The organism is Phyllobacterium sp. SL163 (genome assembly GCF_049896885.1).
GTDB lineage: Bacteria > Pseudomonadota > Alphaproteobacteria > Rhizobiales > Rhizobiaceae > Phyllobacterium > Phyllobacterium calauticae.
On the sequence record NZ_JAFCVE010000003.1, the window covers coordinates 504,358 to 530,877 of the forward strand.

The window sequence follows — 26,520 nt, forward strand, 5'->3', positions numbered from 1 at the left end:
TTAAACCGCGTTAATGTTACCCGACCGTTAAAACGAGCAGAAAATTTGTAAAAGATTCACCAAACCCGTAAAGGGTTGCGCCTGCGCTGCGGCAGAACGTCCGTGTCAAAGGGCTGTGGCAACACCGTCAAGCAGCGGCAAAAAGCGCGCGGGCATCATATCCTCGCGCTCGAAACGGCTCCCGATCTTCGACAGGCGCGACACCACCTGCTTGCCGTCAACCGGACCGATCGGCGCAATCATGACGCCATTGGACGACAGAAGCTCGACGAACTGGCGCGGCATGCTTTCAAAAGCCGCCCAGACGACAATGCGGTCAAACGGCCCGTCATGGGTCAGGCCAAGTTTGCCATCGGCATGTTTGATGAAGATATTTTCGATCTTCAATGTCTGGTGGCGCTGCTGCGCAAGCTCAACCAGAGTACGATAGCGCTCGATGGACAGGACCCGGCCGGCCAGCCGAGCCATGATGGCAGCGGTAAACCCGGTGCCCGTGCCGATTTCCAGAACGCGGTGGGCCGGCTCAAGATCGAGGGCCTTGATCAGGCGCGCCTGCAGGTCCAGCCCTTCCATGAACTCACCGCATTCGATCGGCAGCATCCGGTCGCCATAGGCCAGCGTTCCCAGATTGCCGGAAACAAAGGCCATGCGGGATGTCGCCTCAAAAGCCGTCATGAGCCGCTGGTCCGTCATTCCCAAAGACCGCATCCGCAGGACGAAGGCGGCAAAGCCTTCCCGTTCTGAAAGCGCAGGCTTCATGCGAACGCATCCTCCAGGGTCTGGCGCATCTCGTGCGCGGTCAGATCGAGTTGAAGCGGCGTCACGGAGATGTAGTTTTTGCGGATGGCGGCAACATCGCTGTTTTCCGCCGGCTCATCCTTGCCGCGGCCGTAGCGCAGCCAGTAATATGGCAGGCCGCGTCCATCCTGCCGCTCTTCAATCGTCAATCCATGGGAAAGCTTGCCCTGCGCCGTGACGCGGACCCCGGCCAGTTCCCCGCCGCTGCAGCTCGGAAAATTCACATTGAGAAGCACGCCCTTGGCCAGCGTGACAGCCAGAAGCTTCTTCAGGAGTGCCGGTGCGCGCTGTTCGACGATGTCCCATGGCAGGACGCGTGTCCCGCCATCGAGATTGTATTCCTGCGACAGGGCAATGGAGTTGATGCCAAGGAGCGTGCCTTCGATGGCCGCGGCAACGGTGCCGGAATAGGTGACATCATCGGCGGTATTCGAGCCGGAATTGACACCCGACAGGATCAGGTCGGGCGGCTCGGGCATCAGATGCTTGACGCCCATGATCACGCAGTCCGTCGGCGTACCGCGAACGGCGTAGTGCCGGTCATCGATCTCGCGCAGGCGCAGCGGTGTGGACAGCGTCAGCGAATGGGCCAGACCGCTTTGGTCGGTTTCGGGCGCGATCACCCAGACATCGTCGGAAAGCTGGCGGGCGATACGTTCCAGAACAGCCAGACCTTCCGCATGAATACCATCATCGTTGGTCAGCAGAATGCGCATCGCCCTCTCCTATGCAGCTTTTTCGATTCGTTTCAGTCCACCCATGTAAGGCACAAGTGCTTCAGGAACTGTGACACTGCCGTCCTCGTTCTGATAATTTTCGACAACGGCAATCAGTGCACGCCCGACTGCGGTACCGGAACCGTTGAGCGTGTGGACGAAACGCGTCGATTTCTCCCCTTCCGGCCGGTAGCGCGCATTCATGCGGCGTGCCTGGAAATCACCGCAGACGGAGCAGCTGGAGATTTCGCGATAGGCCTTCTGGCCGGGAAGCCAGACTTCCAGATCATAGGTCTTCTGCGCGCCAAAGCCCATGTCGCCCGTGCACAGCGTCATCGTGCGGAACGACAGGTCGAGGCGCTTCAGCACTTCCTCGGCGCAGGCGGTCATGCGCTCGTGCTCGGCAATGGAGCTCTCGGCATCGGTGACCGACACCAGCTCGACCTTCATGAACTGGTGCTGACGCAGCATGCCGCGCGTGTCGCGGCCGGCCGAACCGGCCTCGGAACGGAAGCAGGCTGTCAGCGCCGTCATCCGGATCGGCAGATCGCGAATGTCGAGGATTTCTTCGCGCACGAGATTGGTCAGCGGCACCTCGGCCGTTGGAATGAGATAGCGGCCATCGGTTGTCTTGAAGAGATCCTCTTCGAACTTCGGCAGCTGGCCGGTGCCATAAAGCACGTCCGCATTGACCAGAAGCGGCGGATTGACCTCGGTATAGCCATGCTCGGTCGTGTGCAGATCGATCATGAACTGGCCAAGTGCACGCTCCAGCCGCGCCAGCTGGCTCTTCAGGACGGTAAATCGGCTGCCGGACAGCTTCGCTGCACGCTCGAAATCCATGTAGCCAAGGTTTTCGCCGATCTCGAAATGCTCCTTGGGTTCAAAGGAGAAGTTCTTGAGATGACCGACGCGGCGCGTCTCGACGTTGCCGCCCTCGTCCTTGCCGACCGGGACACTGTCGAGGGGAAGATTGGGAAGCACGGCCAGCGCATCGTTCAACGCACGGTCGAGCTGGCGCTCTTCTTCTTCAGCACTCTGCAGGAAGACCTTGATTTCGGCGACTTCGGCCTTCAGACGGTCGGCGGTGGCCTGGTCCTTGGCGCCCATGGCCTTGCCGATCTCCTTGGAGGCGGCGTTGCGGCGTTCCTGCGCGTCCTGCAGCTTGGCAATATGCTGACGACGCTTCTCGTCCAGCTCGATCAGGCGGGACGACTGCGGCTCGACGCTCCGTTTCGCCAAAGCTGCGTCAAGCGCCTGAGGATTCTCGCGGATCCATTTGATGTCGAGCATGGTAATAAAGCCGTCTTGAAGTGTTCGTTGGATTGAGGACGTGATTGTCCGGCGAAAGCTGGAGCTGCGTCAGGACGAGATATCGCTATCGCTGGACCCTGATTGTGCTTCGGCTTCAGCTGCCTCACGCTTTTTCTCGATCAGACGCGCCATCCAGATGGAAACCTCGTAGAGAAGGATCGTCGGGAGTGCAAGACCGATTTGGCTGAGGGGGTCGGGCGGCGTGATCACCGCCGCGACGATAAAGGCAATGACGATGGCGTATTTGCGCTTCGAGCGCAGGCCTTCATAGCTGACAAGCCCAACCCGCGCGAGCAGCGACGTGACCACCGGCAACTGGAACACCAGGCCAAACGCGAAAATCAGCGTCATGATCAGGCTCAGATATTCTGAAACCTTGGGCAGAAGCGAAATCTGCACTTCGCCAGCACCGCCTGTCTGCTGCATGGCCAGGAAGAACCACATCACCATCGGGGTGAAAAAGAAGAACACCAGTGCGCCGCCCATCAGGAACAGCACCGGCGACGCGATCAGGAACGGCAGAAATGCCATCCGTTCATTCTTGTACAGACCCGGCGCGACAAACTTGTAAATCTGCGAGGCAATGACGGGAAAGGCCAGAACAATGCCGCCGAACATGGCGATCTTGACCTGCGTGAAGAAAAACTCCTGCGGCGCCGTATAGATCAATTGCGCCTTTGCCGGATCAAAGCCGGCCCAGGACACGGCCCACTGATACGGGATGACCAGAACGTTGAACAACTGCCGGCCAAAATGGAAGCAGATCAGGAAAGCCACGAAAAACGCCACCAATGCCCAGATCAGCCGGCGGCGCAATTCGATGAGGTGTTCGATCAGCGGGGCCGAGCTCTTATCAATGTCGTCGTCGGTCTTGCTCAAGATTTTGTCCCCGTATCGCCAGCTTTGGCCTTGGCGCGCGGCTTGGCCGTTCTTTTTGCTGGTGCAGTCTGTGCAGGCGTTTCTGCCGGTGTTTTGGCGGCAGATGGCTTGGCCGCAACTTTGGCAGGCGCAGCGGCCTTGGCCCTTGCCTTGGCTGGCGCAGCCTTGTCGGATACAGCGGCGGAAGCCGGTGTCTCAGCCGCAGCCTTGGGCTTGCCGGCCCGGCGGGTTTTCTTTGGCGCTGTGGCCGTCATCAGCGGAGCGACGGGCTCCATCGTCTGCGGCTGCAGCTGCGTCGCGCCGGGAGCGGAAGGATCGGGTACGGCAATGTTGTCTTTGCCGGCCGTACCGCCATCCTTCAGGCTTGAGCGGATTTCCTCGCCAATCGTGCGGACGGGATCGAAAACCTTGCGGATATCGTTGCGCGGATCGAGGCTTTTGGCATCGTTGATGATATCGCGCACGTCATCGAGCTCCGCCTCTTTGAGAGCTTCATCGAATTGACGCCGGAATTCACCCGCAGTCGCGCGAAATTTGGCCGTCGCCTTGCCAAAGGCGCGCAGCATTTTCGGCAAATCTTTTGGCCCGACCACCACGATCACAACGATCACGATCACCAGGATTTCCGACCAACCAACATCAAACATTCATCATGCTCCGGCCGCAGCGAGACAGCAAAGCCCCGCGCAGGAAAAAACTAAATCAAGCCACTCAGGACTTCGTTGTCTTTTCCTTGACGGAATTCACCGGCTGGTTCGGCTGATTATCGATCGTCTTGGAATTGTCAGCCGCATCATCATCGGCCATGCCGCTCTTGAAGTTCTTGATACCCTTGGCAACGTCGCCCATCAGTTCGGGAATCTTGCCGCGACCAAAAACCAGAAGCACGATCGCCAATACGATCAGCCAGTGCCAGATTGAAAAACTACCCATTTTACCCTCGCATTCGCTCAACAGTTTGAGCTCATCTATGCCTTTTCCCCGTGCTTTTCAAACACAAGTGCATATTGTTGTTTCACATTCATGTAAGTTCGGCGCAAGTGCGAATTGAAATCTTCAGCACGAATTTTCCGAACCGGCATCGTCTGCGCCACCATTGCGCACAAATATGGCAAATAAAAATTCAATCGTGTTCTACACGCGGCGTCAAAAGTCCAAGTTCTTCCAGATCGATATCGGTCAACGGATCTTCGTCTTCGGTCAATTCATCGGGATCATTGACCGGGATGGGAATGGCGAAATTGGCAGGCATGCGCGCGGACAACAGTCCGGCGCCGCGCAATTCGTCGATCCCCGGCAGATCGCGCACTTCCTGCAGGCCGAAATGATCGAGGAACGAGGATGTCGTGCCATAGGTGATCGGCCGCCCCGGCGTGCGCCGGCGCCCGCGGAACTTGATCCAGCCCGTCTCCATCAGCACATCCAGCGTGCCCTTTGACGTCTCCACGCCGCGAATATCTTCAAGCTCCGCCCGCGTCACCGGCTGGTGATACGCAATCACGGCGAGCACTTCGAGTGCGGCGCGCGAAAGCTTCTTCTGCTGCACCGCCTCGCGGTTCATCAGGAAGGCAAGATCGGCTGCTGTGCGGAAGGCCCATGCGCCGCCAACCTGCAGGAGATTGATGCCGCGCTTGGAATATACCGACTGCAACTCGCCAAGCAGCGCCGGAACGTCGATCCCGGACGGCAGCCGCTCTTCCAGCGCCCGCACCGTTACCGGCTCGGCTGAGGCAAACAGGATAGCCTCGGCCATGCGCAAGGCATCGGATACGGAGATCGTCGATTTCCAGTCCGCCTCGCGGCTGTCGCTTTCATCGTTATCGGGCTGGATATGCAGAGGACCGGTTTCAGCCATTGACCACGTCCCTCATCGTTGTCAGCGGCGGCTGATCCGTCTTTTCGGCCGGCCTCGGCGGACGGTCCCGCAGGAAAATCGGCTTGAACGCACCGGTCTGCTGGATTTCCATATGCCCTTCCCGCACCATTTCAAGGCTGGCGGCAAAGGAGCTGGCCAGCACGGTGGCACGCTCGCTGGGCGACGCGATGAAATCGAGGAGGTATTGATCCAATGCGGTCCAATCCTTCATCTCACCGACAAGACGCATGAGAATGGTACGTGCTTCCTTCAGTGACCAGACACTGCGGCGCGCGATCTGCACGTGGGAAATCGCCTGCTTCTGCCGTTGCGAGGCATAGGCGGTCAGGAGTTCGTACAGCGTTGCCGAATAGATATTGGTCTGATCGACAATGACGGCTTCGGGCATGCCGCGGGCAAAGACATCGCGGCCAAGGCGATTGCGGTTGACCAGCTTCGTGGCCGCATCGCGCATGGCTTCCAGCCGCTTCAAGCGGAATTGCAGCGTCGCCGCCAGCTCCTCGCCGCTCTCGCCCTCATCGCCGGGGGTCTTCGGGATCAGCAGCTTGGACTTGAGGTAGGTCAGCCAGGCCGCCATGACCAGATAGTCGGCGGCAAGCTCCAGCCGCAGCGCTTGGGCCTGGCGGATGAAGATCAGATACTGCTCGACAAGGGCAAGCACGGAAATGCGGGCCAGATCGACCCGCTGGTTGCGCGCCAGATGCAGAAGCAGATCGAGCGGGCCTTCAAAACCCTTGATGTCGATCAGAAGCGACGGCTCGCTGACACCACGATCGGATGCACTTTCCCACAGCGCCTCCATGGGTGCCGCGGTCTTGCCATTCGTTTTCTGTTCCGTCGCCGTCAACTCTCTCTCGCTTCTATGCCACCGCTTCGAAGAAACGTTGGAATTCTTCCCGGATTTCCGCTTCATCCGAAGCATCCGGCTTTCTCGCATATTGGATTGCCCGCTGTGCCCGCTCCAGCGCCTTGCCGTTCAGCTCGGGTGTGCAGGAAGCAACCGCCGTCATCTGTTCCATAATGCCGTGGCAGTGAAGCACGATATCGAGGCCCGCCGCAAAGATTGCTTTGGTCCGGTCAAAATAATCCCCAGAAAGTGCGTTCATCGACACGTCGTCGCTCATCAGCAGCCCGTCAAAGCCGATATGGCCGCGAATGATCTCTTCCACAACCTTGCCGGATGTTGTCGCCGGTTGCTTCGGGTCGATGGCCGAGAAGATGACATGGGCGCTCATCGCCATGGGCAGATGCGCCAGAGCCCGGAACGGGGCAAAGTCGTGTTCCGCCAATTCGTCGAGCGGCGTTGTCACGGTTGGCAATTCGTGATGGGTGTCGGCAAATGCGCGGCCATGGCCGGGAATGTGCTTCATCACAGGCAGCATGCCGCCCGCCAGAAGGCCTTCCGCCGCAGCCCTGCCCATTGCCGTGACGATTTCCGGATGCTTGCCGTAGGCACGGCTGCCGATGACCTCGTTGGCGCCCTCAACCGGAACATCGAGAACCGGAAGACAATCGACATTGACGCCGAGTTTCATGAGATCAAACGCGTGAAGGCGCGAAAGCAGCCAGGCCGCGCGCAATCCCGCCTCTTCGTCCTGCTTGAACAGGGCACCCAGCGCCGATCCGGCGGGATAATTGGGCGCCAGCGGCGGCCGCAGACGCTGCACCCGCCCGCCTTCCTGATCGATCAGCACAGGGGCTTCATCACGCCGCACCAGATCGCGCAGATGCGCGGTCAGATCCTCGACCTGTGCCGCTTCGCTGACATTGCGGGCAAACAAGATAAAACCCCACGGGCGTTCATCGCGGAAGAACGCGATTTCGTCGGGGGTCAGTTTCAGACCGGACGTGCCGGCAATCCATGCTTTTGATTCGCTCATGGGTAAAGTCTACTGCGGTGATGCAAAAAAGGAAAAGGCGGCCATTGGCCGCCTTTGTCTGGTTATGTGGCGGGCTTACTGCGTCACGAAGCAGCTGCCGCCCGCCGACTTGAACTTGGTGCACAGATTGACGGCAGCGTCCTTTGTACCGGCCGGGATACGAACACGGTAGAATGTACCCTTGCCGGCAATCTCGGCCTGCTTGATATCGACACCGCGACCGGCGATCACGCCGGGATAGCGCTGGGCGAGCGAAGCATAGGTCTTCTGCGCGCCTTCCGCCGTCGGCTGCGAAGCAACCTGGATCAGATAGGTGCCCGGCGCCACGGCAGAAGCAACCTGCTGCTGCGGCTGACCGGCCGGCTTTTGCGGCGCGACGCGATCAACAACGTTCAAAGGCTGATCGGCCGGACGGGAGTCGACAATCGGGACATTCTTCGGCGCAACGGAGGCAACCGTCTCTGCCGTGATCTTCTTGGTTTCGACCGCCTTGGCAGGCAGCTTGCCGGTTGCCGGAGCCTGCGGCTTGGCAACCAGGGGCTCAACGGCCGGTTTTGGCGTTGCAGGATTGCTGGCCGCCGCAAGCGAGCCGATCTGATCGTTGCCGTCGGGCATCGCGCTGACCGGTGCCGGAGCCGCCGGTGCCGGACGCGCCATGGGCGCGGCGGCAGGACCCGAAGCGACGGGATCGGCAGCCTGCGGAATGGCGGCGACCATGGTACCATCGGGCTTCACCACCATGGTCTGAACCTTGCGCGGTGCGATGGCGCCGTTCGGCTGGGCCTGCTCCTCGCTCGAAGCCATGTTCGCCGCGGCGGGATCGACCCTCTCCTCGGCCTTGGTTCCGGCAATATCCTCATCCGTATCGGCAGTCAGATCGACCGGTTTTTCCTGGGTCGTGACAAGCTGCTGCTGCTTTGGCGGCGATGTATCCGCCGTCGCACCCTTTTCATAAACGATCTTGTCCTGGACAGGTGCTGTCGTGTTCGCCGTGCTTTCTGGCTGAACCTTGATCGGGGCTTTGTCGGCCATGATCACCACAGGCGCGCCACCCGATCCGCTGGTCCATTTATAGGCAACGGCACCGGAAACGGCGAGTAGAACGGCTGCCGCTACGGCACCCGGCACAACGAAGCTGCGTTTGCGGCTCATCGGCTGGGCATAGGTCGTTGCAGCCATGCCGACATCGTCGCGTTTTGGATCGTAGCCAAAATCCATGTCGTCTTCAGGACCGTTGCTGTAGCTGCTGGCAACCGGACGGGACTGATGCGCGCTGGCAGCAGCTACTCCGACAGCCGCCGCTGCGGCGACACCGGCTCCGGCAGCCGCATAGTTTGCCGGGGTATAATGCCCCTGCTCAGCCTCATTGCCGAAAACGTCGGCAAAAATATCGGCGTATTCGTCCTTGGCGGCCGGCGCCGGCTGCTGCGGCTCCTCCTGCGGCGCCGTATAGGCCGCACGGGTATCATCCGCCTCGATCGAGCCGAAGACTTCGGCAAATTCGGTTTCAAGCTCGCCCAGGCCATTGTGCTGCGGAACATCGTCTTCGTAGTGCACTTCAGGCAGATCGAGCGACTCCGTGTACTCGACCCGGTTCTCGGTGACCGCCACGGTGTGAACATCGGGCGCAGAGGAGATTGACGAGGCCGCACGATCCAGCTCATCCGCATAGCCGCTCAAATCCTGCGGCTCCGGCAGATGGTGGGTTTCTGCAGCAGCCAACGGCGCAACGGGAGCAAGCTCCGGCTCGCGAACGGCCGCATAGGAATGCACGGGGCTCTGGTAACGGGGCAGCTCTGCTTCAAGCGCGTGCGCCGGAACAGCTTCGTCTTCCACATCCAGCGGCACTTCGAAATCGTCGAAGGCAGCCATCAGTTCTTCCGTATCAAAATCCTCAAGCGGATCGCCTTGAACCGCTGCCGCCTCTTCGTGCACCGGAACCGGCGCGTAGGCAGCCGAAGCCGGGACAGGCGCGGCCTGATAGGCCGCAGGTTCCGGCGCATAGGCCGGCTTCGCCTCGGCAACCGCCTGGGTGACGGACGGCGCATAGGAGGTCGCGCGGCTGATAATGGGAGCAGCTTCCGTACGGCCGATGACCGGCGCTTGCGAACCATACCCCCAGGAAGCGTTTGCCGAGCGCTGAACCACAGGCTTCGCCGCACCGGCAAGAAGCGTCTCAAGTTCATCTTCAAGGCTTAAGGACGGCGCCGCAACGACAGCGCGTTCCGGCTGCGCCGGTTCGGGTACAAAGCTGACGGGCTCGTGCCCATCGCGCCCCTCGCCCGTTTCACCGTCGGCATAAACGGCGTCCGGCTCGTAATCGGCGTAGTCGGGTTCCTCATAGATCGCGACGGGCTCGGCTGCGGCATGCGCATAATCCGCATTCGACATCAATTCCCGTTCCACCGCGTCCTGAATATCGAAGTGAGCAAACCGATCCGGCTCAGCATGACTGTGCACGGGCTCCGAGGCTGCCGCCGGGGCGGCACGCTGAGGATGCTCCTCAAAATCGCCCATGAGCTCGCGCTCCAGATCCATAGCAAGATCCTCGCCCGATCCGGTTGCCGTTTGTTCCTCTTCGACAGGCGTTCCCATGATACGGGAAAGCTCCATCAGAGGGTCGTCATTACCGAATCGCGAATCATCCTGCCGGTGAGAACGCTGAAGATAGTTGTCCGCCATGGCGTTAATCCTGTACTCTCAACTATGGACGTCAAAAGACGTCACGCATTGGCCATACCAGCGCAATGTGGGCAAAAGTTGACAGGATTTCCGCGCCTTTCAGCGCATTTCGGTTGGGGCGTCCGCACCAATGATAGACAATCCGGACGCCAAAACCTTAGAAACAACCTGCACCAGCCCTAGCCTGGCTTGGGACAAGTTTGGATCGTTAACCTTAATAAAACGTAAGTCCGCGTTTTCGGTTCCCTTATTCCACTGCGCGTGCAGCGAACTTGCCAGGTCATAAAGGTAGAAAGCAAGGCGGTGCGGCTCCTGATGGACGGCCGCCGTTTCAATCAAACGCGGGTATTCGGCGAGCTTGCGGATGAGCGCAATTTCGCTTTCGTCCGTCAGCAAACCGAAGTGCTGGGCACTGGCCGCCAGTGATTCTTCGCCCAGCCCAAGCTGTTCGATCGCCTGCCGGAACACGGAATGGCACCGGGCCGAAGCATATTGAACGTAGAAAACCGGATTGTCCTTGGAATGTTCGGTGACCTTGGCGAAGTCGAAATCCAGCGGCGCGTCATTCTTCCGGTACAGCATCATGAACCGGACGGGATCACGCCCGACTTCTTCCACCACATCGCGCAGGGTAACGAATTCGCCCGAGCGTTTCGACATGCGCACCGGCTCGCCATTGCGATAGAGTTTGACGAGCTGGCAGATGAGAACCGTCAGTTTGGCCGTACCGCCGGAAACAGCGCGTGCCAGCGATTCAAGCCGCTTGACGTACCCACCATGATCGGCCCCGAGCACATAGATCATCTCATCGAAGTGCCGGTCGTACTTGTCCTTGAAATAGGCAACGTCGGCGGCAAAATAGGTGAACTGTCCGTCGGACTTCACCAAAGGCCGGTCGATATCGTCACCCACATCGGTCGAACGGAACAGGGTCTGCTCGCGATCTTCCCAGTCCTCCGGCAGCTGGCCCTTGGGCGGCGGCAGCTTGCCTTTGTACACATGTCCCTTCAGCGTCAGGTCGTTGATCGCCGACCTGATCTGCTTGGCATTGTCCGCATGCAGCGTCCGCTCGGAGAAAAACACATCGTGATGCACGTTGAGCGACGCAAGATCGTCGCGGATCATCACCATCATGGCATCGATGGTCCGATCCTTGATGATCGCGGTCGCTTCTTCTTCCGGCATTGCCAGAAGTTTCGTGCCGTAATCGGCGGCAAGCGCCTGCCCGACCGGAACAAGATAGTCGCCGGGATAAAGGCCAGCCGGAATCTCGCCGATATGCTCACCCAGCGCTTCGCGGTAACGCAGCATCACCGAGTTGGCGAGCACATCGATCTGCGCACCCGCATCGTTGATGTAATATTCCTTGGTCACATCATAACCGGCAAAGGATAGAAGATTGGCCAGGGCATCGCCGACAACGGCGCCCCGGCAATGCCCCACATGCATCGGCCCGGTCGGATTGGCTGAAACGAACTCGACATTGACCCTATGGCCATAGCCCAGCTTCGACCGGCCATAGTCGAGACCGGCGCCCAGCATGCCCGCCAGCTGCCCGTGCCAGTACGTATCCTTCAAGCGCAGGTTGATAAAACCCGGTCCGGCAACGTCAACAGAGCCGACATCCGGGTCATTTTTCAGCGCGTCGCCGATCTTTATCGCCAGTTCGCGCGGGTTTTGGCCAACGGCTTTCGACAGAACCATCGCTGCATTCGTTGCGATATCACCGTGGCTCGGATCGCGCGGCGGCTCCACGCCAACGCGGGACAGATCCACATCGGCGCCATCAATGGTTTTCAATTCAAGCGCTTGCAGGGCTTTTTTAATCCGCGCATCGAAATCGGCGAAGATGTTCATGACGTTATACTCGATCGGGTTTTTCACGTTGGTGCGGTCGTGTGACCGCGATTGGCCCTTCGCTTAAGCCAATTCGGGCGTATGGTCAAACAAGCGGCGATGCTCGCGCACAGCATAAGTGTCGGTCATGCCCGCCAGGAAATCCGCCACAAGCCGTGCGCGCGGCGCTAAACCGTCGTGTTTCGCCCCCTCACGCCAGCCTTCCGGCATGGTTTGCTCGTCGGCCATATAGGCATCGAACAAATCGCGCACGATCTGATCGGCGGACTTTCTGATGCGGATGACGCTCTCGTGGAAATAGAGATTCTTGTAAAGGAATGATTTCAGCAGTTTTTCCTTGTCCCGCATGGCAGCGGAAAACCCGATCAGCATGCGTCCGGCATTGTGAATATCGTCCACGCATTGCGGTTGCAGCGCTTCGATATTGGTTTGAGCCGTGCGGATAACGTCTTCGACCATGATGGTGATCTGCCGCCGCACGATTTCGTGCGATGTACGGACATCATCGAGAACGGGATATTTCTGCCGCACCGCGCGCAGGATGTCGCCCGTCAGCGGAACCTCCTCCAATGCCTCCAGCGACAGCAGCCCGGAACGCAGGCCATCGTCTATATCATGCGCGTTGTAGGCGATATCATCGGCAATTGCTGCGCACTGCGCCTCCAGCGAGGCATAACGGTTGAGTTCGAGGTCATATTGGCTGTTATACTCGACAATGGCGGCCGGCACGGGGTGCTTCAGTCCCTGGCCATCCGCTCCCGTCAGCGGACCATTGTGCTTCACCAGTCCTTCAAGCGTCTCCCAGGTCAGGTTCAGTCCGTCGAACTCCGCATAGCGCCTTTCAAGGCTGGTCACGATCCGCAATGACTGGGCATTGTGGTCGAACCCGCCAAACGCCTTCATTTTTTCGTTGAGCGCATCTTCGCCCGTATGGCCGAACGGCGTGTGACCGAAGTCATGCACCAGGGCAATTGCCTCGGCCAGATCTTCATCGAGCCGCATCGACCGTGCCAATGCCCTCGCAATCTGCGCCACTTCGATCGTGTGGGTCAGCCGGGTGCGGTAGTGATCCCCCTCATGGGCGATGAACACCTGTGTCTTGTGCTTCAGGCGCCGAAAGGCGGTGGAATGGATGATGCGGTCGCGATCACGCTGGAAAACCGTGCGCGTCGGACTCTCGTTTTCCGGCACGAGGCGACCGCGACTGCGTTGCGGATCGCAGGCATAGGGCGCCCTCTCCCTGTATCCGAAGCCAATTCCCTGCATCGACATGATTGAATTGAATGCCTTCCCACTTTGCGGCCGCGCCGGTCGTTGACTTCGCGGTCGCCAATTCTTAGCTATGGTGTATGATGAATGGCAAGGTGTGACATGGCAATGTCAACTTAAGCCGGAGCGCTGCGAACTGGTTCGCATTTGGAGCGTGAAGAAATGAGCGATGCAATGAATGTTTCCGTATCCGATGCTGCTGCCAAGCGCATTTCGGCAATTCTGAAGTCCGATCCCGAGAAGACCGCCCTGCGCATTTCCGTCGAAGGCGGCGGCTGCTCGGGCTTTTCCTACAAATATGATCTGGTCGATGCGCAGGACGCCGATGACATCGTCATCGAGAAACTCGGCGCAAAGGTGCTGATCGATTCGATATCCCTGCCCTATATCGGCGGTTCGGAAATCGACTTTGTCGATGACCTGATGGGACAGTCTTTCCAGATCCGCAATCCCAACGCCACCTCGTCCTGCGGCTGCGGAACCAGTTTTTCCGTCTGACCGGCGTTTCAGATTTCGCGCAATCAAAACTCAGCAAAGTCGTTGTTTCCCATGAAAATTGTCACCTGGAACATCAATGGTGTGAAAGCGCGGATCGAAGTTCTGACAGCGTGGCTGCGGGAATCCAATCCGGACATCGTCTGCCTGCAGGAAATCAAGTCTGTCGACGAGCAGTTTCCACGGGCCGAGATCGAAGCCCTCGGCTATCACGTCGAAACCCACGGCCAGAAAGGCTTCAATGGCGTTGCCATCCTGTCGAAGAAGAGCCCGGACGAAGTAATCCGCGGCCTGCCCGGCGAGGATACCGACGAGCAGTCGCGCTTCATCGAAGCGGTATTTTCGACGGAAACCGGCGCCATCCGGGTTGTTTCGCTGTATCTGCCCAACGGCAATCCCATCGATACGGAAAAATTCCCCTACAAGCTGCGCTGGATGGAGCGTCTGGAACGCTGGGCGGAAGACCGGCTTGCTCTGGAAGAACCGCTTGTTCTGGCGGGCGACTACAATGTCATTGCTCAGCCAAAGGACGCCAAACACCCCGAAGCATGGCTGAATGACGCGCTGTTCCAGCCGGAATCGCGCCAGGCATTGCGCCGGCTGGAAAATCTCGGTTTCACCGACGCGACCCGTGCCGTCACGGATGAGGCGGGGATATACACATTCTGGGATTATCAGGCTGGCGCCTGGCAGAAGAACAATGGCATCCGCATCGACTATCTGATGCTGTCGCCGGAGGCCGCCAACCGTCTCACCTCCGCCAGCATCGAAAAACATGTCCGCGCCTGGGAAAAGCCGTCGGATCACGTGCCTGTGGCAATCGCCTTGGCATGATTTGCGGCGGAAGGCCCTGTCGGGTCAGCTCAGGCTGGCTCTTCCCGATCAGAAATCGCCGGTTTTGATGATGTCTTCGGCAAGCACGATGGCCGTCCGGCGGTCGGCCTCATTGGCGATGGAAAATGCCTGTTCCTGAATATCGCCGATCCAGACGCGATCCTGTTTGGATGCCCGCTCGAATGCGGCGGTCATCATGGCCAGCCCGCGCACGGTCTTTCCGGCCTGGAACAGCAGATTGCCCAGCATGGCCTGCGCACCGGCATGGCCCTTCTGGGCCGACAGACGGAACCATCGGGCCGCCTGATTGGGATTCGGCTGGCCGCCCTCACCCTTCATCAGCATCTTGCCGAGTTCGAACTGTGCATCGGAGTCGCCGAAATTCGAGGCGGCCTGCAGGTAGAGATCGCGCGCGGCGCTCGGATTGGACTTGATCGGGGAGTTCGGGATGCCGCGCTTCACATAACCGGCAAGGGCCACGAGCGCATCGGCAACATAACTCTCGTTCTGGGTGCCCTGTTCGGCGCCCTCGTGCACGACCTGCTCGAACATCTTGTAGGCTTCGTAGTCGTCTTCCTTGACGCCGTCGCCTTCCGCATACATGCGGCCGAGCTTCCAGTTGGCGCCCTGATGGCCCTTTTCCGCGGCAAACCTCAACGCCTTGACGGCTTCATCCTTGTCGCCCTTCTTGTAGGCGGAAAATCCGAACTTGAAGAGGGCGAAAGGGCTGGAATCCTCATTCATCTCATTGCTGGTGTCGAACGCGTGACAGGGCAGCGTCATGACACTCAAAGCAAGCCCGATCCCGAAAAACGGAGCGGCGAAGCGATCAACAATGAGCATGGCAATACACTTCCTTTGCCCCGACGGGATGCGTCGCAGCCTTGCTGCGCCTGGCACCCCCTGTCAGGACACGATTGACGGCGACACCGGCGAAAACGCCGCCTGCCACCCCTTTTTGAGCGCATATCATTTGCGCTGCGGATGTTCTTGACGATGAATGTGACGCATCATTCCAGCGATCGTTTGACCGCTTTCCGGCAATAGTACGGCCAGATATCAGGGAATGGGATGTGCCTGCAAAAATGGAATCGTCGGGGCAGCGCGTCAGTTCCGACATCGCATAAAGGCTGTTGGTGTAAGCCAGTAAGATCGGTTTTGCGTCCATCATTGCCCCGGGCGGAACATCGGCACCATTGCACGACATTTCTTCAACCACTTATCGGTCGCCGCCCTATCGAGGTGCTCCGGGTTTGTGGCGCAAAATGGGCAAAATTGCCCCTTGCCTCCGCCTTGCAAATCATCGCTCAGAAGTGTTGCTGAATCGTCACAAAACGTAATGGAGAAACTCTTACTTTCGGATTGCCGGCATTGCAGTGCACAATAAACCAACGTCCAAATACTGAAAAAGCCCGGTACGAATACCGGGCTTTTCTGTTCGATCCTGGTCGGATCAGAATTTCATCTTGCCGGAAAGCGATACGGCAGTGACGAGATCGTTGCCGAAGTCATAGGAAGCATCCACACCACAAGGCTGGTTGCCTGTGCACTTCGTCGGGCCGTAGGATCCGGACTTGAGGATGCCGATAGCGCCGCCCAGACGAAGTTCAACATTCTTGTTCGGCGAGTATGCGAGACCACCGGACAGGAGGTAGGTGTCTGTCTGCGTAGTCAGGCCGGTTGTCGTGCCCTTGTCCCAGCTGACCTGCAGCTGACCGCTCCACTGATCGTTGAACTTGTGACCAACACCGCCTGTAACCGTCCAGCCGTCCTGGAACATCAGGTCAAGCGAGGTTGCGCGAACCGGAGACGATGCTCCGCAGGCAACCTTGCCCTTGGTTGCGGTAGGGCAGAAGGCGATAACGTCGAGGACGCTCCAGTCGACCCACTTGACCGAGCCATAGGCCAGCCAGTTCGGCGCAATACCGGTCTGAAGCTTGAATTCGACGGACTGTGGCATTTCGGCAGTGCCATAAACATCCGTGATCCGGCCGGAAAGCGGGTTCGTCGGCGTTTTAGGCAGCTGGGTCAGGTCGAGCGTGCCGCCGATTTCGCCGAGGTCAACAGCCGCATTGTACATAAGGCTGGCACGGAAAGCGATTTCTGGGATTTCATAAGCGGCACCAACGCGCCAGCCGACGCCGTCCGCGCTCAGGTTCAGCCTGCCGGTGCCATCGAGCGCACCGTGTGTCAGCAACGGAACAAAGCCGTTGACCATGCGTGTCTTGAAGCCTTCGAGTTCCTGATAGGAAACGCCACCGATGAAACGCAGCGAGCCCTTGTCCGTAACGTGGAACTTGTAGGAGCACGTCAGGCCCCAGTCATCCGATGAAATCTTGGTTTCAATGTTCTGGTTGTCGCCAGCCCAATTGGAACCTGGCTTCGTATGAACACCCCAAGGCTGGCTGTAGGAGCCCAGGCAGTCCAGATCAGGCGTGATGCCAACCTTCGCGCCAAATTTGTAGACGGAATAATCAGGTGTCTCGCTCGTCGAGGACTTCTTGAAGTTCTCATTTCCATCGAGAGGATTGGTGTCCTTGGCATTCTTGATCTTGCGATCAGGCATAACGTAAATCACGCCACCTTCGGTCACAAAACGCTCTTCGCTGAAAAGAAGGTCCCAGTTGTAACCGCCGCGTTCAAGGCCCCCCGCCTGTGCAGCAGTAGCAACACTTGTCAAAAGAAGCGCGCTGCCGATGATTGTGGAAATAGTCTTAGTCATTAAGTCCTCCCCGAGACCTGAAAACCTCTGAACCCGCGATCAAAGTCCAGCAAAATTGTTACCAGTACGTAATAGGTAACAAAGCGGGCGAATCGTGCAACTTGTTTGCGAGAGGGCTTGTGAACAGGGCCGAAGCACAAATTTTCAAAACATCGAAATTTCGTGATTTTTCGCCAGGGATTCCCTGATTTTTTCGGCGGCAGACCCTTGCCTGAGGCCGGAAACAGCTGATTTTCAGCGAAAAAACGGCAATGTTGCTCAAATGCAACGGCGGCCAAAAATGACCGAATTGGGGCGAAGGACTGTCGAAAATGGGGTGTGCTCCCCCGTCATTCAAGGGGAGCACAGAATAATTCAATCAAATTGAGAATCAATTAGCCCAAAAGGATTAGTTTGATCAGCCGGCTTCGCTGACACGGCGTATAGCCGTTGTAATCTTTTCGATGGATGCCTGCAGCTCGACCAGCCGCTCGCGCTCCGCCTCGACAATTTCCGGCTTCGCATTGGCAACAAATTTTTCATTGCCAAGTTTCTTGCCGATCTTGTCGATTTCCTCGTTGATTTTCCCGGCTTCCTTGCCAAGGCGGGCAACTTCCGCCTTCACGTCAATCAGGCTGCCAAGCGGCAGGCATGCCGTCGCCTCACCGATAACAAACTGCGCCGAGCCCTTGGGGGCTTCATCGGCGAGCTCGATCGTTTCGACACGTGCGCGCCATTTGATCGACGCTTCATGGCGCACCAATCGCTCCTTGGTCACGTCACGCGCTCCGACGACCACCAGCGGTGCCGTGGCAGAGGCAGGGACATTCATTTCCGCCCGGACCGAACGGATGCCCGTTACCAGATCGATCAGCCAGTTGATATCCGCGGCGGCTTCCCCGTCGAGGAAATCCGGCTCCGGCCAGCCAGCATGGCAGAGCAAGGTATCGCGCATCTGCCCCTCACCGGCCGTATGCGCCCAGAGCTCTTCCGTCATGAACGGCATGAACGGATGCAGCAGCTTGTAGATTTCATCGAGGACATAGGCAGCGCAGGCCTGTGCTTCCGCCTTGGCTTCCGCATCCTCGCCATTGAACACCGGCTTCAGCAATTCAATGTACCAGTCGCAGAACTGGTTCCAGACGAACCGGTATGCCGCGCCGGCGGCTTCATTGAAGCGATAGCTCGTGATACCGTCGGTGACGTCGCGCACCGCATTGGTCAGCTCCGTCAATATCCAGCGGTTGACCGTGAGCTTTGCGTCCTGCGGCCGGAAAGCCGGATTGCGCGCAACGCCGTTCATCTCGGCGAAACGTGTCGAATTCCAGAGTTTTGTCCCGAAATTGCGATATCCGGCAATGCGGCTTGGATCGAGCTTCACGTCACGGCCCTGTGCCGCCATGATGGCAAGCGTGAACCGCAGGGCATCGGCGCCATATTCGTCGATCAGATCCAGCGGATCAATGACGTTGCCTTTCGACTTCGACATCTTGGCGCCGTTCTTGTCGCGCACCAGCGCGTGGACATAGACCGTGTGGAACGGCTCCTCATTCATGAAATGCAGGCCCATCATCATCATGCGGGCGACCCAGAAGAAGATGATGTCAAAACCGGTGACCAGCACATCGGTCTGATAATAGGTGGCAAGCTCCGGTGTCTTGTCCGGCCAGCCCAGCGTCGAGAACGGCCACAGCGCCGACGAGAACCAGGTGTCGAGCACGTCTTCGTCGCGCGTGAGAATATCGCCGGGTTTCAGGTCTTCGAGCAGGTTCTGCACATGGGCCTTCATCGGCCCCTCATGCGCCAGATAATGCTGAATCGCGGCGCTGAGCGCTTCTTCCTCAGTCTTTTCAACAAAGACCTGGCCATCCGGACCATACCACGCCGGAATCTGGTGTCCCCACCAGAGCTGGCGCGAGATCGTCCAGGGCTGGATGTTTTCCATCCACTCGAAATAGGTCTTTTCCCAGTTCTTCGGCACAAAATTGGTGCGGCCTTCGCGCACGCTGGCAATGGCTGGTTTGGCGAGTTCCGCCGCGTTCACATACCACTGGTCCGTGAGATAAGGCTCGATCGGCACGTCACCGCGGTCGCCATGCGGGACCATATGCGTGTGATCTTCTATCTTTTCGAGATAGCCGCCCTCTTCCATCATCGCGACAATCAGCTTGCGCGCCGCAAAGCGATCCTTGCCATCGAGTGCATGAATCAGCTGATCGAGATGACTCGATTTCTCCAATCCTTCGAGGAAGTCGTTGTTATCCTTCAAGAAGATCGAGGCATCTGTATTGAGAATATTGATCTGCCGCAGATCGTTGCGCTTGCCGACTTCCGCGTCGTTGAAGTCGTGGGCGGGTGTGATCTTGACCGCGCCGGACCCGGCTTCCGGATCAGCGTAATCATCCGCAACGATCGGGATGAGGCGGCCAACCAGCGGTAGCAGGACATTATTATCGAGAACGGCATGATAGCGCTCATCGGCCGGATTAACGGCAACGCCGGTATCGCCCAGCATGGTTTCCGGCCGGGTGGTCGCAACAACGATGTAGGTGTGCGGGTTTTCCGGATCGAAAGCCACGTTCTCGAGCGGATAGCGGAAATGCCAGAGATGGCCCTTGATTTCGCGCTGCTCGACTTCAATGTCCGAAATTGCGGTCAGCAGCTTCGGGTCCCAATTGACCAGCCGCTTGTCCTTGTAGATCAGCCCCTGCTTGTAGAGCGTCACGAAAACTTCCAGAACTGCCTTCGACAACCCCTCGTCCATGGTGAAGCGTTCGCGCGACCAGTCACAGGACGCGCCCAGACGCTTCAACTGGCCGGCAATGATGCCGCCGGACTCGGATTTCCATTCCCACACCCGCTCCACGAACTTCTCGCGGCCCATGGCGCGGCGGCCCGGCTGCTGGCGTTCCATCAACTGGCGCTCGACAACCATCTGCGTCGCAATGCCCGCATGGTCCATGCCCGGCTGCCACAGCACGTTCTTGCCGCGCATACGCTCGAAGCGCACGAGAATGTCCTGAATCGTGTTGTTCAGCGCGTGGCCCATGTGCAGCGAGCCGGTCACGTTCGGCGGCGGAATGACGATGGCGAAGGGATCCGCGCCGGGCTTCGAACCGGCTCCGGCCTTGAATGCGCCAGCGTCATCCCAGCGTTCTGCGATCTTCGGCTCTATGGCCGCGGCATCATAGGTCTTCTCAAGCATGCGAATAGTCCGTCATTTTTGCGGAAAAAGGTTAGCTACGGTGTAAACCGAATGGCTGGACATAAGTCAATGATGACTTGCCGAATGTCGACGATGCAATCTTGACTTAGAGGATCGGGACGCTACCGAATGAACTGTCGCACATCGCCGACTATTCAGGGGGAAAGCATGAAATTTTACAAGCTCATCGCAGCATGCACTGCTGTGACAATTCTGGCTGGCTGCGGGGTATCTGAAGGCCGGTATAAGGAAGTACAAGGCCTCCTGGCAAAACCCGAGAGGCAAAAAGCCGAAATAGGACACTGCTCCAATATGTTCGGCAACATGCCGATGAAAAGTCGCCAGAACATAGCCGTCGTATCAGGACTGAGCGTTTCGAGCATGCCAACGATCCTGTGCAAACGACTGGTTCAAGGCATTGTCAGCGGCAAGCTCACCCGTGCTGACGTCAATTCCGTGAGCAATGGCAACCTTACGCCGGGTGCGTTCAAGGTGATTCAGGGCAGATAGCCGCTGGAATGAAATCAGCGCTTGGCGCCCCGCGCCACGCGCTCGATTTCCTCGCGCACCAGCCGCTCGACCAGATTGGGAAGATTGTTGTCGAGCCAGTCCTGCAGCAAGGGCCGCATGATTTCCTGTGCGATATCATCGAAGGACCGGCGCTGCTCGTGCTGAACAGCAAAAGAAAGATCGCCAAATGCTGCGCTGACCTGACGTTCCGTCGCTTCCGACAGGATCGGCTCCAGCGCACGCTCGAGATCAAGCGAAACCTCGTCGCCGATGGCAGCCTCGGATGCTTCAGGTGCCGGTGCAACCGGCTCAACTTCCAGCGCCTGATCCGGTGCTTCGGCCTGAGCCTCCCGTTCGACAACCGGTATCTGCGGCGGCACGGGGACAACGGGCGTTTGAATTTCAATCAAAGGTTCCGGCGCGACAAAAGCCTCGGGCTCCGGCACGGCATAATCCGCCGGTTCGTCAATGACGGGCTCGGGGGCAAGCGGGGCCCTCAATACTTCCGGCTGAGGCTCCGGCGGCATTACGACCACTTCGCGCTCGACAAGCTTGGACTGCAGCGGCGAGAACGGCCTGCCCAATGGCGCCTCATAGGCGTGCGGCAGCGGATGCGAAACGGCAATGCCTTCGCGCGGCGGCAATTCCGCCTCCTCCTCGCTTGCATCATAGGCGTGAAGCGGCGTCTGGACTGCGCTGGCAGGAACTGGAACATCGGAATTGACCGGCATCGGCACACCAGCCTCTGTCCGCGTTGTATCACTCTCTTCAATGATACGACGGATCGAGGCGAGAATCTCTTCCATAGAAGGTTCACGCGCCACGCTGGAGGATTGTGCCATGATACTCTCGCCTACTACATCTTGTTTCGCTGCCGAGCAACGAATCTGCATTCAGTGTAGAGGCTTACATGGTCTTTGAGAATCCCTGCGGCGGAGAATACGGCCTAACCCACAGACTTTTCTGGAACGGCACGCAACCGGCCATCCGCTCGTGAAAATGCCGCCGGCGTGATGACACCGGCGGCATGGAAATAGTTCCAAGAACAGGTTCGGGGCCTAACGGCCGTCCGGCGTGCGCAATCCGAACCACTTGTCCTTGACGGCGTCGTAATGCTCTTCCGGCTTATACTGGGCGACCTGCAGGCCGATCTGTTCCGGCAGCAGGCGGCCGACTGCAAGCAGAACGGCGTAGCTTGTGACAACGCTGTCATGTTCAGCCTGAGCCAAGGCAATCTGCCCGGACAAAACCTGAGCCTGCTGGTTCAAGACATCGAGCGTGGTGCGCTGACCAACCTTGCGTTCCTCGATAACGCCGTTCAAGGCGAGCTGGGCCGCCGAGATCACGGCTTTCTGCGCAACAATGGATGCCTTGGCGGCTTCCAGCTGCGACCATGCCTTGGCAATCGCCTGACGCACGCTGTCGCGGGTCACATCCACTTCGATCCGGCGCTGCGCGGCGGTTTCCTTGGCCTGACGGACAAGCGCCGGCGTACGGCCGCCGCTGTAGATCGGAATGGTCAGTGTAATGCCGGCCGATGCTGCCGTTCCGTCGTTCTGCGACGAGTCATTGCCCGAAAACACATCCGTGCGGGTCACACCGCCGCTCAGGCCGATCTGCGGCAGCAAGGCGCCTTCATTCGACTTCACCGAATAGCCCGCAGCGTCAAGAGCGTACTGCGTTGCGAGAATTCCCGGATGATCCTTTGCTGCAATGGCAAAGGCGGAGTCCATCGATTTCGGCAGGTGTTTTGAGGCAATGCTTGCTGGCTTCAGCCCAGTCGGTGCTGCACCGACAATCTGGATATAGGTGGCTTCAGCGGTTTTGACGTCTGAACGGGCGACGTTCAACGTGGCGACGGCCGAGGCCTTCTGTGCTTCGGCCTGGGCAACGTCCGTGCGGGTGCCTTCACCGACATCGAAACGCGCACGGGCAGCGCGCAGCTGCTCGTCAAGAAACTCCAGGTTCTTCTGACGCAGAACCACAATCTGCCGGAACATGTACACATCCATGTAGGCCTGTGCAGCGCTGAACAGCAGATTCTGTGTGTTGTTGCGCAGGTTTTCACGGGCGGCCAGAACCTGGGTCTTGGCCGACGCGACGTTGTTCTTGGTCTGGAAACCGTCAAACAGCGTCTGATTGAGGGAGATGCCGAATGTACCGACATTCGAGTTGCTGGTGTTGCCCCCATCAATTCGGCGTGACGTCGCCGTCAAACCGGCTGTCGCCGAAACTGTCGGGCGATAGCCGGATTTGGCGACCGCAACGCCCTCATCCGTCACCCGCACACCGGCGCGATCAGCATTGAGGGTCGAATTGTTGTCATACGCCTTGGACATCGCGCCAAAGATCGTTTCTGCCATTGAAGGCGCAGAGGTCAAGACCGTCGCCGACAGCAGCGCTGCGGTGAGTACTCGCTTACCCGGTATGAACACCATAAACCCCTTCATTCTCTAAAACTTGGAAACCCCAGACCGAACCGATTGGTTCGACCACATGTCGTTCATTCGCTTTCAATTTGCAAGATGACCCACCGGCACATTTTTCGATATGCGAACAAAGTGGTCAACCGTTGCACTTTTGTCTCATGTGCGACACTCAAAACTCGAACTCAGGCACCCTCTCAAAACCGGGAAGCGGCTTCACGGCAGAGTTGAAAGCAGGACGGCCCGATACTACCCCATCATTCTTGACATAAATCATGGCCTGACCGGAATTGCCCGCGCCTTCAACGGCAACGAGGCGTCCCCCATCCTTCAGCTGGTCAAACAATGGACCAGGAACATGATCAATGCCACCCTCAAACAGAATCACATCATAGGGCGCTTCCGCAGCATACCCTTTTTGCAGCGGCGTGCTAACCACCACCACATTATCATAACCAAGCTGCGCCAATGTGGCAGTCGCCTGCTCGGCAAGCGCCTGGTCGTTTTCAATCGCGATCACCGATCCGGCGATGCGCGAAAGCACCCCGGCCGAGTATCCGGTGGCGCAACCGACATCGAGAACCACATCCTCGGGCTGGACATTGGCCAATTGCACAAGCTTGGCGAAAGGCGAAGGCTGCATCAGGTAACGCGCACCTGATTGCGCGGTTGCACTCAACATCAGGACATCCTCGTCGATATAGGCGAGTGGCTGACGGACGCTTGGCACGAATTTTTCGCGGGGAACATCGAGGAAGGCCTGAAGCAACGGTTTGTCGGTCACATCAGTCGTACGCAACTGATTGTCGACCATCTTGATGCGAAGATCTTCAAAGTTCAGCGTCATGGTCCACAAGCTTTCCTGGCAAGGCACTTGCAACACAGAGCGCTTGCAAGCGCGTAACTGGCTCCTGCCGGATGATTTCAGCAGAAGCAATAATTTAGGACAGGATGTGGCAAAAAATTAAGCCACCGTCAATCAATGTCTGCCGTGGCGAGGCAACACACGCGCCATTTGCACGCAAATATCGCATCTTTCTCGCGCAGCGTAATCTTTGTGCAACTCTTGTCGCATTATTTCAGGGGCAAATCACCGGCAACAGCCTGTTATCAAGCGATTCTTTCACCGCGGCGGACATGAGATTCGCAGCGACGGATACCCGTGGCAAAGGCCCGGCAACCGCAGGACAGACCCCGCGCGGCATTGAAAGAGGGTGTCCTATTGCAGCGCGAGAAAGAGGTGTCGAATTGATCGAAAATTCGTGGTAAAGTAGCGAAAGTAAAGTCCCTTTTATTTACCTTGCCATTGTTTTCCGCCCACGCATGCACCCAATTCTGTTATTGAACTGACAGCAAGCACCTGCCATTGTCACAAGCAGGCAGAAGGAATCGGTAAGCGGCGATAGGAATTATGCGCAAATGATTGATTTCAAAGGACTAGGCGATTTCCCCGTCAGTCACGACGAACTCACCGGACTGGCCGACAGGGATGCGCTCGAAGAACATCTTGATAGTCTTTGCGCATCGTACGGCGAAAGTGACTTCGTTGATCGCATTGAATTTGCCATTCTCTGCATCGATATTGACAACTTCAAGATCATCAATGAACAACATGGCCGCAGTGAAGGCGATAATCTTCTAAAACTGGTTGCTGACCGGCTTCAGTCCTGCCTGCGCAAGAACGATGTTGTGTATCGTCTTGGCGGCGACGAGTTTGCAATTGTGCTGGTCCAGGTAACGTCTGAAGAAACTGCCCGCGTTGCCGACCGGATCATCGGATCGATCTCGCAGCCCTATGATTTGGGCGGCGATGCACCGATCCGGATAACCGCAACGATCGGCGCGGCTCTGGCCCCGCGTGACGGGCAGACGCCGGAGAGCCTGCTCTGGTGTGGCGATGCGGCGCTCTACATCGCCAAGAACGCCGGCAGAGGCGTCTATCGCCGCTATTCCGAACGCCGCTCCAGTTAGTTGTGCGCACCGGCCCGGCAGCTTTCAGAGGGGTGCTCCAGCAATGACCCACTCCATGCACCCAAGGGAACGGGAAGCTTTCGATCAGGCCAATGAAGGCATTCGTCTTGGCGCAGCCGGCGACCATCTGCACGCGGTCAAACACTGGGAAAAGGCTTCGCGCATCGCGGACGAGCATCTGCAAGGGACAGATATCAACTTCTGGATCAAAAGCGGCTATGGCGCCGCGCTCTTCGACGTCGATCAATATGATGAAAGCATCGCAACATCCGAAATTGCCCGTCAATGGTGCCTCGGCCACGGACAACCGTTGGCATCGCTTTCCATTGCACGGTCTTATCTCGCCCTCGGCCAGACCGCGACTGCGCGCCCGTATCTGCGCGAAATCCACAGGCTGATCGGCAACGATATATTCCCGGCGTTCAAAGATTCAGAGGCGGAAAATATCCGCAATGCGCTCTCATCAGATGATTAAAACTGAAATAAGCGGAGCAGTAACAATACTTTAAATCGATTTTACTGGCCATTTCGCAGTGGAGTGCAAATGGCGTCACATCACTTGTTGAAAATTGAAATTAAAATCTCCGTCATCTCCGCTAATTTTGTAATAGACCGTCGCAATTGTTGATTTGAACTGCGGAACTCTTGCCTATTTGGATCGTTATCACGTCCGGCAATTCAATTCGGAGCATGAGAGAATGACGATCAAGACCGTTCCACAGGAAGTCTACCAGCGCCACGAGCGCGAATGGCAGCTGCTTCGCGAGGCTTTGGCCAAGAACAAATCCGCAAGCGAATCCCAACCGATCGCTGCGTCCAGCCGCCCCGCAGATCTGGTTCCCGGCGCCTTCCCTCAATAATCCCGTCTGTTGATTCGAACCCGCATGGCCTGTAGCAACGGCCGTGCGGGTTTTGCTTTGCCGGCATACGGGCCAGATGCCGCAATGTGCTATCCGCGAGCGGGCATCCGCATGCCAGGCGTCCAGCAGCGTCTTGACAAGCACGATACACGGGCCTAGTTGGCAAATTACAGTTGCGCGCGCAGCCAGCTGTCGTAGGCGTTACCGTCATCCAACGCGTCCTTTGTCGAGAGGATCCCAGCAGGGA

General features: G+C 58.2%; 24 protein-coding genes. 6 read left to right on the forward strand and 18 right to left on the reverse strand.

Going from position 1 to position 26,520, the window contains the following annotated elements; genetic code table 11:
* Positions 1 to 105 precede the first annotated feature (105 nt).
* From ACP7B1_RS09325 to ACP7B1_RS09380, 12 genes are all read right to left on the reverse strand, one after another.
* The gene (locus ACP7B1_RS09325) at positions 106 to 759 is read right to left on the reverse strand and encodes a protein-L-isoaspartate(D-aspartate) O-methyltransferase (protein WP_223613165.1); all 654 of its coding nucleotides are present in this window, start codon (positions 757 to 759) and stop codon (positions 106 to 108) included.
* Complete coding sequence (gene surE / locus ACP7B1_RS09330; protein WP_223613164.1) at positions 756 to 1,514, reverse strand: 5'/3'-nucleotidase SurE; 759 nt, start codon at positions 1,512 to 1,514, stop codon at positions 756 to 758. Before surE ends, ACP7B1_RS09325 begins: the two co-directional genes overlap by 4 nt.
* A gap of 9 nt (positions 1,515 to 1,523) precedes the next feature.
* Entirely contained in the window at positions 1,524 to 2,807 is a 1,284-nt protein-coding gene (gene serS, locus ACP7B1_RS09335; RefSeq protein WP_223613163.1) for a serine--tRNA ligase, read from the reverse strand.
* 69 nt (positions 2,808 to 2,876) lie between these two features.
* Positions 2,877 to 3,707: a twin-arginine translocase subunit TatC gene (gene tatC, locus ACP7B1_RS09340; protein ID WP_105732590.1), complete on the reverse strand. Its 831-nt coding sequence runs from the start codon at positions 3,705 to 3,707 to the stop codon at positions 2,877 to 2,879.
* Positions 3,704 to 4,354: a Sec-independent protein translocase protein TatB gene (gene tatB, locus ACP7B1_RS09345; protein WP_346307357.1), complete on the reverse strand. Its 651-nt coding sequence runs from the start codon at positions 4,352 to 4,354 to the stop codon at positions 3,704 to 3,706. Before tatB ends, tatC begins: the two co-directional genes overlap by 4 nt.
* Before the next feature lie 64 nt (positions 4,355 to 4,418).
* Positions 4,419 to 4,640, reverse strand: coding sequence for a twin-arginine translocase TatA/TatE family subunit (locus ACP7B1_RS09350; protein WP_223613161.1), 222 nt, complete (start codon positions 4,638 to 4,640; stop codon positions 4,419 to 4,421).
* 190 nt (positions 4,641 to 4,830) lie between these two features.
* Positions 4,831 to 5,562 carry an SMC-Scp complex subunit ScpB gene (gene scpB, locus ACP7B1_RS09355; protein WP_346307358.1) on the reverse strand — a complete coding sequence of 244 codons (732 nt, stop codon included), beginning with the start codon at positions 5,560 to 5,562 and terminating at the stop codon, positions 4,831 to 4,833.
* Positions 5,555 to 6,385 (reverse strand): segregation and condensation protein A, encoded by an 831-nt coding sequence (locus tag ACP7B1_RS09360; protein WP_223613491.1) that lies wholly within the window; start codon positions 6,383 to 6,385, stop codon positions 5,555 to 5,557. The genes scpB and ACP7B1_RS09360 overlap by 8 nt, the downstream gene beginning before the upstream one ends.
* A 58-nt stretch (positions 6,386 to 6,443) precedes the next feature.
* Positions 6,444 to 7,463, reverse strand: a complete 1,020-nt coding sequence (gene nagZ / locus ACP7B1_RS09365; protein ID WP_346307359.1) for a beta-N-acetylhexosaminidase — start codon at positions 7,461 to 7,463, stop codon at positions 6,444 to 6,446.
* Between the two features lie 75 nt (positions 7,464 to 7,538).
* Positions 7,539 to 10,076 carry an SPOR domain-containing protein gene (locus tag ACP7B1_RS09370; RefSeq protein WP_426136883.1) on the reverse strand — a complete coding sequence of 846 codons (2,538 nt, stop codon included), beginning with the start codon at positions 10,074 to 10,076 and terminating at the stop codon, positions 7,539 to 7,541.
* Positions 10,077 to 10,244: 168 nt separating this feature from the next.
* The gene (gene argS, locus ACP7B1_RS09375; protein WP_346308487.1) at positions 10,245 to 12,002 is read right to left on the reverse strand and encodes an arginine--tRNA ligase; all 1,758 of its coding nucleotides are present in this window, start codon (positions 12,000 to 12,002) and stop codon (positions 10,245 to 10,247) included.
* 63 nt (positions 12,003 to 12,065) lie between these two features.
* Positions 12,066 to 13,274: a deoxyguanosinetriphosphate triphosphohydrolase gene (locus ACP7B1_RS09380; protein ID WP_346308486.1), complete on the reverse strand. Its 1,209-nt coding sequence runs from the start codon at positions 13,272 to 13,274 to the stop codon at positions 12,066 to 12,068.
* A gap of 159 nt (positions 13,275 to 13,433) precedes the next feature.
* Here ACP7B1_RS09380 and erpA point away from each other — a divergent pair, with 159 nt between their 5' ends.
* Together erpA and xth are read left to right on the forward strand one after the other, a co-directional pair.
* Entirely contained in the window at positions 13,434 to 13,769 is a 336-nt protein-coding gene (gene erpA, locus ACP7B1_RS09385; protein WP_162800193.1) for an iron-sulfur cluster insertion protein ErpA, read from the forward strand.
* A gap of 51 nt (positions 13,770 to 13,820) precedes the next feature.
* Positions 13,821 to 14,600, forward strand: coding sequence for an exodeoxyribonuclease III (gene xth, locus ACP7B1_RS09390; protein ID WP_346308485.1), 780 nt, complete (start codon positions 13,821 to 13,823; stop codon positions 14,598 to 14,600).
* Between the two features lie 48 nt (positions 14,601 to 14,648).
* Here the strand turns inward: xth and ACP7B1_RS09395 are convergent, their stop codons facing one another.
* The 3 genes from ACP7B1_RS09395 to ACP7B1_RS09405 form a co-directional block, all read right to left on the reverse strand.
* Entirely contained in the window at positions 14,649 to 15,443 is a 795-nt protein-coding gene (locus tag ACP7B1_RS09395) for a tetratricopeptide repeat protein (protein WP_223613154.1), read from the reverse strand.
* Between the two features lie 610 nt (positions 15,444 to 16,053).
* A complete protein-coding gene (locus tag ACP7B1_RS09400) occupies positions 16,054 to 17,322 on the reverse strand; it encodes an OmpP1/FadL family transporter (RefSeq protein ID WP_288194487.1) in 1,269 nt (422 codons plus the stop codon).
* Between the two features lie 397 nt (positions 17,323 to 17,719).
* Positions 17,720 to 20,506, reverse strand: coding sequence for a valine--tRNA ligase (locus tag ACP7B1_RS09405; RefSeq protein ID WP_223613151.1), 2,787 nt, complete (start codon positions 20,504 to 20,506; stop codon positions 17,720 to 17,722).
* A 168-nt stretch (positions 20,507 to 20,674) separates the two neighbouring features.
* Here ACP7B1_RS09405 and ACP7B1_RS09410 point away from each other — a divergent pair, with 168 nt between their 5' ends.
* The gene (locus ACP7B1_RS09410; protein ID WP_346308484.1) at positions 20,675 to 21,016 is read left to right on the forward strand and encodes a hypothetical protein; all 342 of its coding nucleotides are present in this window, start codon (positions 20,675 to 20,677) and stop codon (positions 21,014 to 21,016) included.
* 14 nt (positions 21,017 to 21,030) lie between these two features.
* On the opposite strand, the gene ACP7B1_RS09415 is transcribed toward ACP7B1_RS09410, so the two are convergent.
* The 3 genes from ACP7B1_RS09415 to ACP7B1_RS09425 all read right to left on the reverse strand — a co-directional run bounded on the left by ACP7B1_RS09415 (position 21,031) and on the right by ACP7B1_RS09425 (position 24,289).
* Positions 21,031 to 21,858: a DUF2497 domain-containing protein gene (locus tag ACP7B1_RS09415; protein WP_346308483.1), complete on the reverse strand. Its 828-nt coding sequence runs from the start codon at positions 21,856 to 21,858 to the stop codon at positions 21,031 to 21,033.
* Positions 21,859 to 22,074: 216 nt separating this feature from the next.
* On the reverse strand, positions 22,075 to 23,454 hold the full coding sequence (locus ACP7B1_RS09420; protein ID WP_346308482.1) for a TolC family outer membrane protein: 1,380 nt from the start codon (positions 23,452 to 23,454) through the stop codon (positions 22,075 to 22,077).
* Between the two features lie 160 nt (positions 23,455 to 23,614).
* Positions 23,615 to 24,289: a protein-L-isoaspartate O-methyltransferase gene (locus ACP7B1_RS09425; protein ID WP_346308481.1), complete on the reverse strand. Its 675-nt coding sequence runs from the start codon at positions 24,287 to 24,289 to the stop codon at positions 23,615 to 23,617.
* 572 nt (positions 24,290 to 24,861) lie between these two features.
* On the opposite strand from ACP7B1_RS09425, the gene ACP7B1_RS09430 reads away from it, so the two are divergent.
* The 3 genes from ACP7B1_RS09430 to ACP7B1_RS09440 all read left to right on the forward strand — a co-directional run bounded on the left by ACP7B1_RS09430 (position 24,862) and on the right by ACP7B1_RS09440 (position 26,273).
* Positions 24,862 to 25,413: a GGDEF domain-containing protein gene (locus ACP7B1_RS09430; protein WP_223613146.1), complete on the forward strand. Its 552-nt coding sequence runs from the start codon at positions 24,862 to 24,864 to the stop codon at positions 25,411 to 25,413.
* Between the two features lie 43 nt (positions 25,414 to 25,456).
* Positions 25,457 to 25,888 carry a hypothetical protein gene (locus tag ACP7B1_RS09435; protein WP_346308480.1) on the forward strand — a complete coding sequence of 144 codons (432 nt, stop codon included), beginning with the start codon at positions 25,457 to 25,459 and terminating at the stop codon, positions 25,886 to 25,888.
* A gap of 223 nt (positions 25,889 to 26,111) precedes the next feature.
* Positions 26,112 to 26,273 carry a hypothetical protein gene (locus ACP7B1_RS09440; protein ID WP_223613144.1) on the forward strand — a complete coding sequence of 54 codons (162 nt, stop codon included), beginning with the start codon at positions 26,112 to 26,114 and terminating at the stop codon, positions 26,271 to 26,273.
* Positions 26,274 to 26,520 lie beyond the last annotated feature (247 nt).

Coding starts and splice junctions, on each gene's coding strand:
- ACP7B1_RS09380 (WP_346308486.1), bottom strand. CDS start 13,274: ATGTCGATGCAGGGAATTGGCTTCGGATACAGGGAGAGGGCGCCCTAT.
- ACP7B1_RS09425 (WP_346308481.1), bottom strand. CDS start 24,289: ATGACGCTGAACTTTGAAGATCTTCGCATCAAGATGGTCGACAATCAG.
- xth (WP_346308485.1), top strand. CDS start 13,821: ATGAAAATTGTCACCTGGAACATCAATGGTGTGAAAGCGCGGATCGAA.
- ACP7B1_RS09400 (WP_288194487.1), bottom strand. CDS start 17,322: ATGACTAAGACTATTTCCACAATCATCGGCAGCGCGCTTCTTTTGACA.
- ACP7B1_RS09350 (WP_223613161.1), bottom strand. CDS start 4,640: ATGGGTAGTTTTTCAATCTGGCACTGGCTGATCGTATTGGCGATCGTG.
- ACP7B1_RS09360 (WP_223613491.1), bottom strand. CDS start 6,385: ATGGAGGCGCTGTGGGAAAGTGCATCCGATCGTGGTGTCAGCGAGCCG.
- ACP7B1_RS09410 (WP_346308484.1), top strand. CDS start 20,675: ATGAAATTTTACAAGCTCATCGCAGCATGCACTGCTGTGACAATTCTG.
- ACP7B1_RS09405 (WP_223613151.1), bottom strand. CDS start 20,506: ATGCTTGAGAAGACCTATGATGCCGCGGCCATAGAGCCGAAGATCGCA.
- scpB (WP_346307358.1), bottom strand. CDS start 5,562: ATGGCTGAAACCGGTCCTCTGCATATCCAGCCCGATAACGATGAAAGC.
- argS (WP_346308487.1), bottom strand. CDS start 12,002: ATGAACATCTTCGCCGATTTCGATGCGCGGATTAAAAAAGCCCTGCAA.
- ACP7B1_RS09440 (WP_223613144.1), top strand. CDS start 26,112: ATGACGATCAAGACCGTTCCACAGGAAGTCTACCAGCGCCACGAGCGC.
- nagZ (WP_346307359.1), bottom strand. CDS start 7,463: ATGAGCGAATCAAAAGCATGGATTGCCGGCACGTCCGGTCTGAAACTG.
- ACP7B1_RS09415 (WP_346308483.1), bottom strand. CDS start 21,858: ATGGCACAATCCTCCAGCGTGGCGCGTGAACCTTCTATGGAAGAGATT.
- ACP7B1_RS09370 (WP_426136883.1), bottom strand. CDS start 10,076: ATGGAGCTTTCCCGTATCATGGGAACGCCTGTCGAAGAGGAACAAACG.
- surE (WP_223613164.1), bottom strand. CDS start 1,514: ATGCGCATTCTGCTGACCAACGATGATGGTATTCATGCGGAAGGTCTG.
- ACP7B1_RS09430 (WP_223613146.1), top strand. CDS start 24,862: ATGATTGATTTCAAAGGACTAGGCGATTTCCCCGTCAGTCACGACGAA.
- ACP7B1_RS09395 (WP_223613154.1), bottom strand. CDS start 15,443: ATGCTCATTGTTGATCGCTTCGCCGCTCCGTTTTTCGGGATCGGGCTT.
- ACP7B1_RS09325 (WP_223613165.1), bottom strand. CDS start 759: ATGAAGCCTGCGCTTTCAGAACGGGAAGGCTTTGCCGCCTTCGTCCTG.
- ACP7B1_RS09420 (WP_346308482.1), bottom strand. CDS start 23,454: ATGGTGTTCATACCGGGTAAGCGAGTACTCACCGCAGCGCTGCTGTCG.
- serS (WP_223613163.1), bottom strand. CDS start 2,807: ATGCTCGACATCAAATGGATCCGCGAGAATCCTCAGGCGCTTGACGCA.
- tatB (WP_346307357.1), bottom strand. CDS start 4,354: ATGTTTGATGTTGGTTGGTCGGAAATCCTGGTGATCGTGATCGTTGTG.
- erpA (WP_162800193.1), top strand. CDS start 13,434: ATGAGCGATGCAATGAATGTTTCCGTATCCGATGCTGCTGCCAAGCGC.
- ACP7B1_RS09435 (WP_346308480.1), top strand. CDS start 25,457: ATGACCCACTCCATGCACCCAAGGGAACGGGAAGCTTTCGATCAGGCC.